Origin of the sequence: Selenomonas bovis DSM 23594, assembly GCF_000381005.1 — a bacterium.
In the GTDB taxonomy this organism is placed as follows: Bacteria; Bacillota; Negativicutes; order Selenomonadales; family Selenomonadaceae; genus Selenomonas_C; species Selenomonas_C bovis.
In genome coordinates, this window is sequence record NZ_KB908430.1 from 1 (window position 1) to 7,192 (window position 7,192).

Here is a 7,192-nt window from a genome sequence, read left to right on the forward strand (position 1 = left end):
CGCGCCGCGCCGGCGACCCCGCGCAGCTCATCGCCTCGAGCGAGAAGGCGCGCAAGGTGCTCGGCTGGCAGCCGCGCTATACGGATGTTGAGCAGGTCATCGGCACGGCCTGGACGTGGCATCAGAAGCACCCGGACGGGTATCAGGACTGACCATGACAAACTCAACGCACAAACGTCCACTTTGTGGACATTGTGCGCCCGTCCTTGCAGTAAATCCAGCCAATCGCGCTGCGCCTGCGGCTTGCGCTCTTGGGGATTTACATAGTAAACAATCTATGATATATAAGGGAGGGGCTGTCACATGGAAGCCTTCCCCATAGGGGGAAGGCGGCTTTCGTGCGGGAGCCTCTTTTCGTATGATCCGCGTGGAGAGAAAGGAATGGATGAAGATGTCGATCAATCATGAAATCAATCGCCTGATTCATTTTGCGGTACAGAAGAACCTCATGAAGGAGGAGGATCGTTACTACGTGGCGAACCGCCTGCTCGATGTGCTCAAGGTGGCGGAGTTCACGCCGGAGGACGACATCGAGGAGACGCTGCCGACGGCGACACCCGTCCTCAAGGAGATGCTCGACTACGCGGCGGGCAAGGGGCTCATCGAGGATACGGCGGAGCAGCGCGACCTCTTCGACACGCGCATCATGGACTGCGTGATGCCGCGCCCGTCCGAGGTCATCCGCCGGTTCCAGAACGACTACGGCCGCAGCCCGAAGGCCGCGACGGATGAGTTCTACAAGCTCTCCATCGCATCGAACTACATCCGCAAGGACCGCATCGACAAGAACATCGTCTGGAAGACGCCGACGGAGTTCGGCGATCTCGACATCACCATCAACCTCTCGAAGCCGGAGAAGGATCCGCGCGACATCGCGCGTGCGAAGAGCCTGCCCGCGAGCACGTATCCCAAATGCCTGCTCTGCCGCGAGAACGAGGGCTATGCGGGCCGTCCCGGCTATCCGGCGCGCGAGACGCACCGCCTGATCCCCATCCGGCTCTCCGGGCATCGCTGGTTCCTCCAGTACTCGCCGTACACCTACTACAATGAGCACTGCATCGTGCTGAATCGCCGCCATATCCCGATGAAGGTCAGCCGCCGCAGCTTCGAGAATCTGCTCGACTTCGTGACCATCCTGCCGCATTATTTCCTCGGCTCGAACGCCGACCTGCCCATCGTCGGCGGCTCCATCCTCTCGCATGACCACTACCAGGGTGGCCGCTACACGTTCGCGATGGAGAAGGCGCCCGTGGAGAAGACGTACACGGTGCCTGGGTTCCCGGACATCCGCGTGGGCCGCGTGAAATGGCCGATGTCCGCGATCCGTCTCTCAGGCGCCTACGATGACCGCGACCAGCTCGTCGACCTCGCGACGAAGATCCTCGACCTCTGGCGCACGTACAGCGATGCGTCCGTCGGCATCCTCGCGGAGACGGACGGCACGCCGCACAACACGGTCACGCCGATTGCGCGCCGCAAGGGCCGCGGCTACGAACTCGACCTCGTGCTGCGCAACAACCGCACGACGGACGAGTATCCGCTCGGCATCTTCCATCCGCATGCCGAGGTGCATCATATCAAGAAGGAGAACATCGGCCTCATCGAGGTCATGGGGCTCGCTGTGCTGCCCGCGCGTCTCAAGAGTGAGATGGCGGAGCTCAAGGCAGAGTGGCTCAAGGGCACGGAGGACATCAGCGGCATCGATGGGCTGGAGAGCCATGCCGACTGGTACAAGGAAATCCGCGCAAAGCATCCGGAGGCGGATGCCGACAGCATCGACAAGGTGCTCCAGTATGAGATCGGCAAGGTCTTCGAGACGGTGCTCACGCACGCCGGCGTTTTCAAGCGCACGCCGGAGGGCATGGCGGCGTTTGACCGCTTCATGCAGGTCGTGACGAAAAATTAAGGAGGCGTTGATTAAATGAGGTGCCCTGAATTTGCGTAGATGCGCTGTACTCTTTGGAGACAAACCGCAGGCGTAGTCGAAGCTACGCTGAGGTTTGTCGACGACGAGAGGACAGCGCAGACGCGTGAAGACGGAGTGCTGAATTCATCAGTGGTTCCTTAAGCAGCAGAAAGCTGCAGGAGGAAGGGGCTGCCGGAAGACGCGGCAACCCCTTTTGCCGTATGGAAAGGAAGACGAGAATTGGAACAGAAACGCAAAGCAACCATCGTGGATGTGGCGAAGCTCGCGGGTGTGTCCGTCGCGACGGTCTCCCGCGTTGTCAACGCCAATTATCCCGTCAAGGAGGAGACGCGCACGCGCGTGCAGGACGCCATCAGGGAGCTTGACTACGTGCCGAACGTGCAGGCGCGGGAGCTCAACACGCGGCGCTCCTCGACGATCGGCGTCGTCGTGCCAGGGCTCTACAACATGTTTTTCGCGCAGGTCATCGATGGCATCGAGGACTACCTGCGTCAGGATGCCTACTCGCTGCTGCTGAACTGCGCGAAGAACGATCCCAAGCAGGAGATGAAATGCATCACGGCGCTCGTCTCGCGCAATGTCAGCGGTATCATCGTCATCAGTCCGAACACCGCGCACATCAAGGAGAGCTTCTACACACAGCTCGTGCGCCGCACGCCGCTCGTCTTCATCAATGCTTATCACTACATTCCCGACGTCTCCTACGTCGGGAATGACGAGGCGCTCGGCACGCAGGAGGCGCTGCGCCACCTCATGCAGCTCGGTCACCAGCGTATCCTTTTCGTGCGCGGCGCGAACTCCGATTCCTACCAGATCAAGGAGGATACGTTCCGCGTCGTCATGCGCGGCCGCGGCATTCAGCCGGATAAATACATCGTCAATATCGGCGAGGGCAACAGTGCCGAGACCGTCGATGACACGCAGCAGACACTCCTGGGGGCGCTGCCGCAGACGGACGCGACGGCCGTCTTCTGCTGCAACGACCTCATGGGCGTCGGTGCGCTCAATGCCTGCAAGGCGCTCAACCTGCGCGTGCCAGACGACATCTCCGTCATGGGATTCGATAACATCGCGCTCGCGCGCTATGTCTCGCCGAAGCTCACGACGATGGATCAGAATATGTTCCGCCTCGGCAGCAACGCGGCGCAGCTTCTCATCGAGCGCATCGAGAACGGCCCGTGCAAGCGCATCACGCTCGACAACGTGCTCGTGAAGCGCGAGACGACGGGACGCGCGCCCATGCGCATGGAAGGCTGAACGTGCGGGATGATCTGGCACGGGAAAGCAGCGCTGTTGCGCTCCGCTGCCTGACGGCGGCGCAATGGGCAGGCCGGCGGCAGAAAGGACATCACCATGAAGAAACACATTTGCTTGCTCGCGACAGGCGGTACCATCGTCTGCGAGGAGGGCGCTGACGGGCTGCGCCCTGTGCTTACGGGCGCGGAGCTCCTGCGCGCCGTGCCGGAGCTTGTGCGCTTCGGTGAGATCGACACAATCGAACTTTTCTCCCTCGACAGCAGCAACCTCCTGCCCGCGCACTGGCAGCGTATGGCCCAGGCCATCGCAGAGCGCTGCGGTCAGTACGACGGGTTCGTCCTCACGCACGGCACCGATACGATGGGCTACACGGCGGGCGCGCTCTACTACATGCTGCGTGGCATCGGCGTGCCCGTCGCGCTCACGGGCTCGATGCTGCCGCTCACGGCGGCGGGGACGGACGCCAAAGCGAACCTGCGCGGCGCCTTCGCCGTCGCCGCCTCTGGGCGCGCGGGCGTCTATCAGGCCTTCGCCGGACGCATCATCGCGGGCAACGCCGTGAAGAAAGTGGACAGCACCGCGCGCGACGCCTTCCGCAGCATCGGCCGGCCGCAGCTCGGAACCTTCGACGGCGAGAGCGGCGCCCTCTCCTGGCAGATGGCGGAGAATCAGGCAATGGCAGACACGAGCGCAGCCGAGGAAATCCGAATGGCGGCAAACGCACCGGTGCGAGAGGAAGCAGCGGCGAAGTCCCTGCGGCGCGCGCCCTTCGCCCCGCAGACGGCGCTCGACGAACGCGTCGCCGTCCTGAAGCTCGTCCCCGGGACTCCGCCGCGCCTGCTCACGCTGCTCGCCGACGCGGGCGCGCGCGCCGTCATCATCGAAGGCTACGGCGCCGGCGGCGTCCCGACCGCCGCCTCGCCGCGGAACTTTCTCCCCGCCATCGACGCCCTGCGCGCACGCGGCATCCGCGTCCTCTGTGCGACACAATGCACGACGGGCGGCGTCCATCTCGACACCTACGAAATGGGCGTCCTCGCCGCCCGCCACGGCGCCGAATCCGCCGGCGACCTGCCGATCGAGGCGCTCGTACCGAAGACGATGATCGAGCTAGGAAGGGCAGGAGAGGGAGGGGATCGTCCGTCCCTCTCTTAGCGGACGCGTTGAAACATAAGTTACAGTCGACAATATCATAGTATAGTAAATTTTTATGATATCATAACGGTATGTGAGGACACATGCCGTTATTTTTTATATGGATTTCTTATTTAAGGCATCATATTCCTCAGGGAGATGACATTGTGAGAAACTTTCTAATGAATAGAGGATGTTTTTATAGATAAAACACATTTTTTATGATAAGATAAAATTATCTTGATATTTTCATGAATGAAGATTTCTACGTTGAAAGGGAGATGTGCTATGAAAATGAAGTGGTGTTTGGTTGTCTTGCTGAGTGTCTGTTTCCTATGTGGCACATATACTGGAACAGCGCAAGCCAGCAACTGGGGGAATGTTCTAGGCGATATCTTTGGCGGCGCTGGCAGCAGCTCGGACAACCTGGCAGTGATGGTCGTAGGGAAAATCGTCGATGAGGAACAGGTGCCGTTGAGCGGGATCAAAGTTGTCATTCAATCAGGTAAAGGCGGTTCGTGGTCTACGTATACGGATGCGAATGGCAACTATCGCTTGAACGTACTGGGAAGGAAGTCGAGTTTCTTCCTGACGGTCACTGGAGAAGGCTGGAGAACCGTCCGAGATCGTGTCAGCCTGTATGAGAAAGAGCGGGTGCTGAACTTGAAACTCCATCATGATTACGTCAGCGGCAAGGTAACGGATCGCGCTGGCAATCCGCTGCATCGAGCGAAAGTATCCTTTGAAGCAGCTGGCGGCACCAAAGGCGTCACGACAGTTGAAACCGATGAAAACGGGAACTACAAGGCAACGATCCCTGCCGATGACGTGTACTATTGGGTAATTGTCACAAAGGATGGGTACCAAACGTGCCGTGAGAAGGAGTGGCTCAAGGGCGGCTTTGCAAGGGATTATACACTGGGGGAAGAATGATTTGCGCGAAGAGGCCGATGTCCTGAGTGCTTCCTTCACTCAGGAAATAGCTGCTCGTAGCATTGCCTTTAGGCGGTGTAGCAGTTGTTTCGTTTTTTCTAGGGAAGTTCTCTGATGAAATGGGAATTCTGGATGATGGCTCTAGGTAGTTTTACTGTACCTTATGCAATCAGGTATTGACGCGAGGGGGCAGGAGTAGGTGAACATGTGGGAGCAGTTGCAGCATGCGTGTTTTATGAATTCTGGGATATTGTGGATGTTATGTGCAGTGATAACGTTGTGTTTTATTATGTTATATTTGCATAAGAGAATACAAAAAAGAGGTGGAAATTATAAAGATTATAGAATATGGGGAATGTTTTGCGGTGGAGTGACGATATTATCGCTCATATCTTTTTTCTCTAGTATGCCGCAGCAGGCAGAGCCATATCAGCTACATGAAGCCTCTGGCGTTTTGCATTTTAGTAGTGGAAGATATATAAGTCCGTATTTTACCAAATCAGATGGCGAACGATGGCCTGTTGATTTTAGTCCATGTATATATCATACAAAAATTATAAATTTTTGTGAGGAAGAAATTACAGTTTTTTACGTACTTACAACATCCGGAGATAGATATGTTTACCAGCTCGAATATCAAGGTAAACTGATTTGTTCCTTGGAAGACGCAAACTCATATATATGGATTTGGAGATTAGATGAATTTATAAAACAATTGGGGTGGATGGCCTTGCTTGGAGTAATATATTTATTGTGTATTGAACAAGCATTAAGAGAGGAGCGTAATTAAAAATGAGTAAAGTGGAGGTGTTTAACAAGGATTTAGGATCTATAGACTATATCATCGATGGGTGGAATGTTTTTGACAATATAAGAAAAGAATATGGTAAGTCCGCCGCAAACACACTGAATTTCAACACAGGGCTTGCCCTTGCCTTGGATGCCGCGTCCCTAGGAGGGATGCGGAAAGGCTCTCCGGCGATAGGACTTTGGATAGGTTTCAAGGGCCTCGGGCTCGACGGCTTTAATATGGCGAACGACTATAGGAATGGTGCGAGCAAAGGGCGCTTGATGGCAGATGGGCTCAAGATCGGTGGAGACCTTGTAGGGATTACGGGCAGCCTGCTCGTTTTTACGCCCTATGATCGGTCGGCCAGATTGTTGCTAGCAGGTGGAAATCTTGCGCTGTTTTATGCGAATACCTATATCCTAGGAAATGATGGGAATAATCCTTTGTCCGGCTGGTTCTCTATCGATCCCTTAGTCTTGAATCTGTCGAAAATGGAGCCGCATCTTTCTGGACTGGAAAATATGGCGAATTTCGATTACAACGGCGATGGCTTTGCGGAATCTACTTATTTCATCGGCAGGGATCAGGGGATGCTCGTCATGGATCTCAATGGCAATGGGAAGATCGATGACGGAACTGAACTCTTTGGCGACCAGATGAAGCTTGCCAATGGCAAGACGGCCAGAGACGGCTTTGCTGCCCTTCGGGATTTGGATGAGAACAGGGATGGGGTCGTCGATGCCCGGGATGCAAAATGGAAAGCGATCCAAGTCCTCACCGTCAATGAGAATGGGGAAGGTACGCTTGCAAGCTTAGACAGCCTTGGCATCACGAGCCTCTCCGTCGCGGAGAAGAAGGAAGAGACGGTTGGCCTATACCCCGTTTGATGGACACTATAAACGAATGGTAAAATAAGACCATGAGGTGATGAGATAGTGTCCACGAAACAAAAGACCTATAGCAATGAATTTAAGGAAGAAGCAGTCAAGCGTGTAATGAGTGGCATTCCTGCCAGTCAAGTAGCTCGTGAGCTGGATATAAATGTAAATTCGCTTTATACCTGGAAGCAGCGGTACATGAAGCATCCCGAGCAGCCTTTTGTCGGCAGCGGGAAACTCCATAAAGAAGACGAAGAGAAACGTCAGTTGCGT

The 7,192-nt window shown here is 56.0% G+C and carries 7 protein-coding genes and 1 pseudogene; all 8 read left to right on the forward strand.

The genetic code is table 11. From position 1 onward, the window contains the following. A pseudogene (locus F599_RS16115) lies at positions 1-152 on the forward strand (UDP-glucose 4-epimerase GalE); the annotation flags it as partial. 239 nt (positions 153-391) lie between these two features. After that, positions 392-1,906 carry a UDP-glucose--hexose-1-phosphate uridylyltransferase gene (galT, locus tag F599_RS0112690; protein ID WP_020700597.1) on the forward strand — a complete coding sequence of 505 codons (1,515 nt, stop codon included), beginning with the start codon at positions 392-394 and terminating at the stop codon, positions 1,904-1,906. Positions 1,907-2,146: 240 nt separating this feature from the next. Beyond that, a complete protein-coding gene (locus F599_RS0112695; RefSeq protein ID WP_019543875.1) occupies positions 2,147-3,184 on the forward strand; it encodes a LacI family DNA-binding transcriptional regulator in 1,038 nt (345 codons plus the stop codon). 96 nt (positions 3,185-3,280) lie between these two features. Beyond that, on the forward strand, positions 3,281-4,339 hold the full coding sequence (locus F599_RS14480; RefSeq protein WP_019543876.1) for an asparaginase: 1,059 nt from the start codon (positions 3,281-3,283) through the stop codon (positions 4,337-4,339). A gap of 267 nt (positions 4,340-4,606) precedes the next feature. Next, complete coding sequence (locus F599_RS14985; protein WP_019543877.1) at positions 4,607-5,251, forward strand: carboxypeptidase-like regulatory domain-containing protein; 645 nt, start codon at positions 4,607-4,609, stop codon at positions 5,249-5,251. Positions 5,252-5,456: 205 nt separating this feature from the next. After that, positions 5,457-6,041 (forward strand): hypothetical protein, encoded by a 585-nt coding sequence (locus F599_RS15675; protein WP_156022042.1) that lies wholly within the window; start codon positions 5,457-5,459, stop codon positions 6,039-6,041. Between the two features lie 2 nt (positions 6,042-6,043). Then, positions 6,044-6,928 carry an EF-hand domain-containing protein gene (locus tag F599_RS14990; RefSeq protein ID WP_019543878.1) on the forward strand — a complete coding sequence of 295 codons (885 nt, stop codon included), beginning with the start codon at positions 6,044-6,046 and terminating at the stop codon, positions 6,926-6,928. Positions 6,929-6,976: 48 nt separating this feature from the next. Then, positions 6,977-7,192 (forward strand): transposase (locus tag F599_RS15275; RefSeq protein ID WP_156022043.1); only part of this gene is annotated, 216 nt, incomplete at its 3' end.

Coding starts and splice junctions, on each gene's coding strand:
- F599_RS15675 (WP_156022042.1), top strand. CDS start 5,457: ATGTGGGAGCAGTTGCAGCATGCGTGTTTTATGAATTCTGGGATATTG.
- F599_RS14985 (WP_019543877.1), top strand. CDS start 4,607: ATGAAAATGAAGTGGTGTTTGGTTGTCTTGCTGAGTGTCTGTTTCCTA.
- F599_RS14480 (WP_019543876.1), top strand. CDS start 3,281: ATGAAGAAACACATTTGCTTGCTCGCGACAGGCGGTACCATCGTCTGC.
- galT (WP_020700597.1), top strand. CDS start 392: ATGTCGATCAATCATGAAATCAATCGCCTGATTCATTTTGCGGTACAG.
- F599_RS14990 (WP_019543878.1), top strand. CDS start 6,044: ATGAGTAAAGTGGAGGTGTTTAACAAGGATTTAGGATCTATAGACTAT.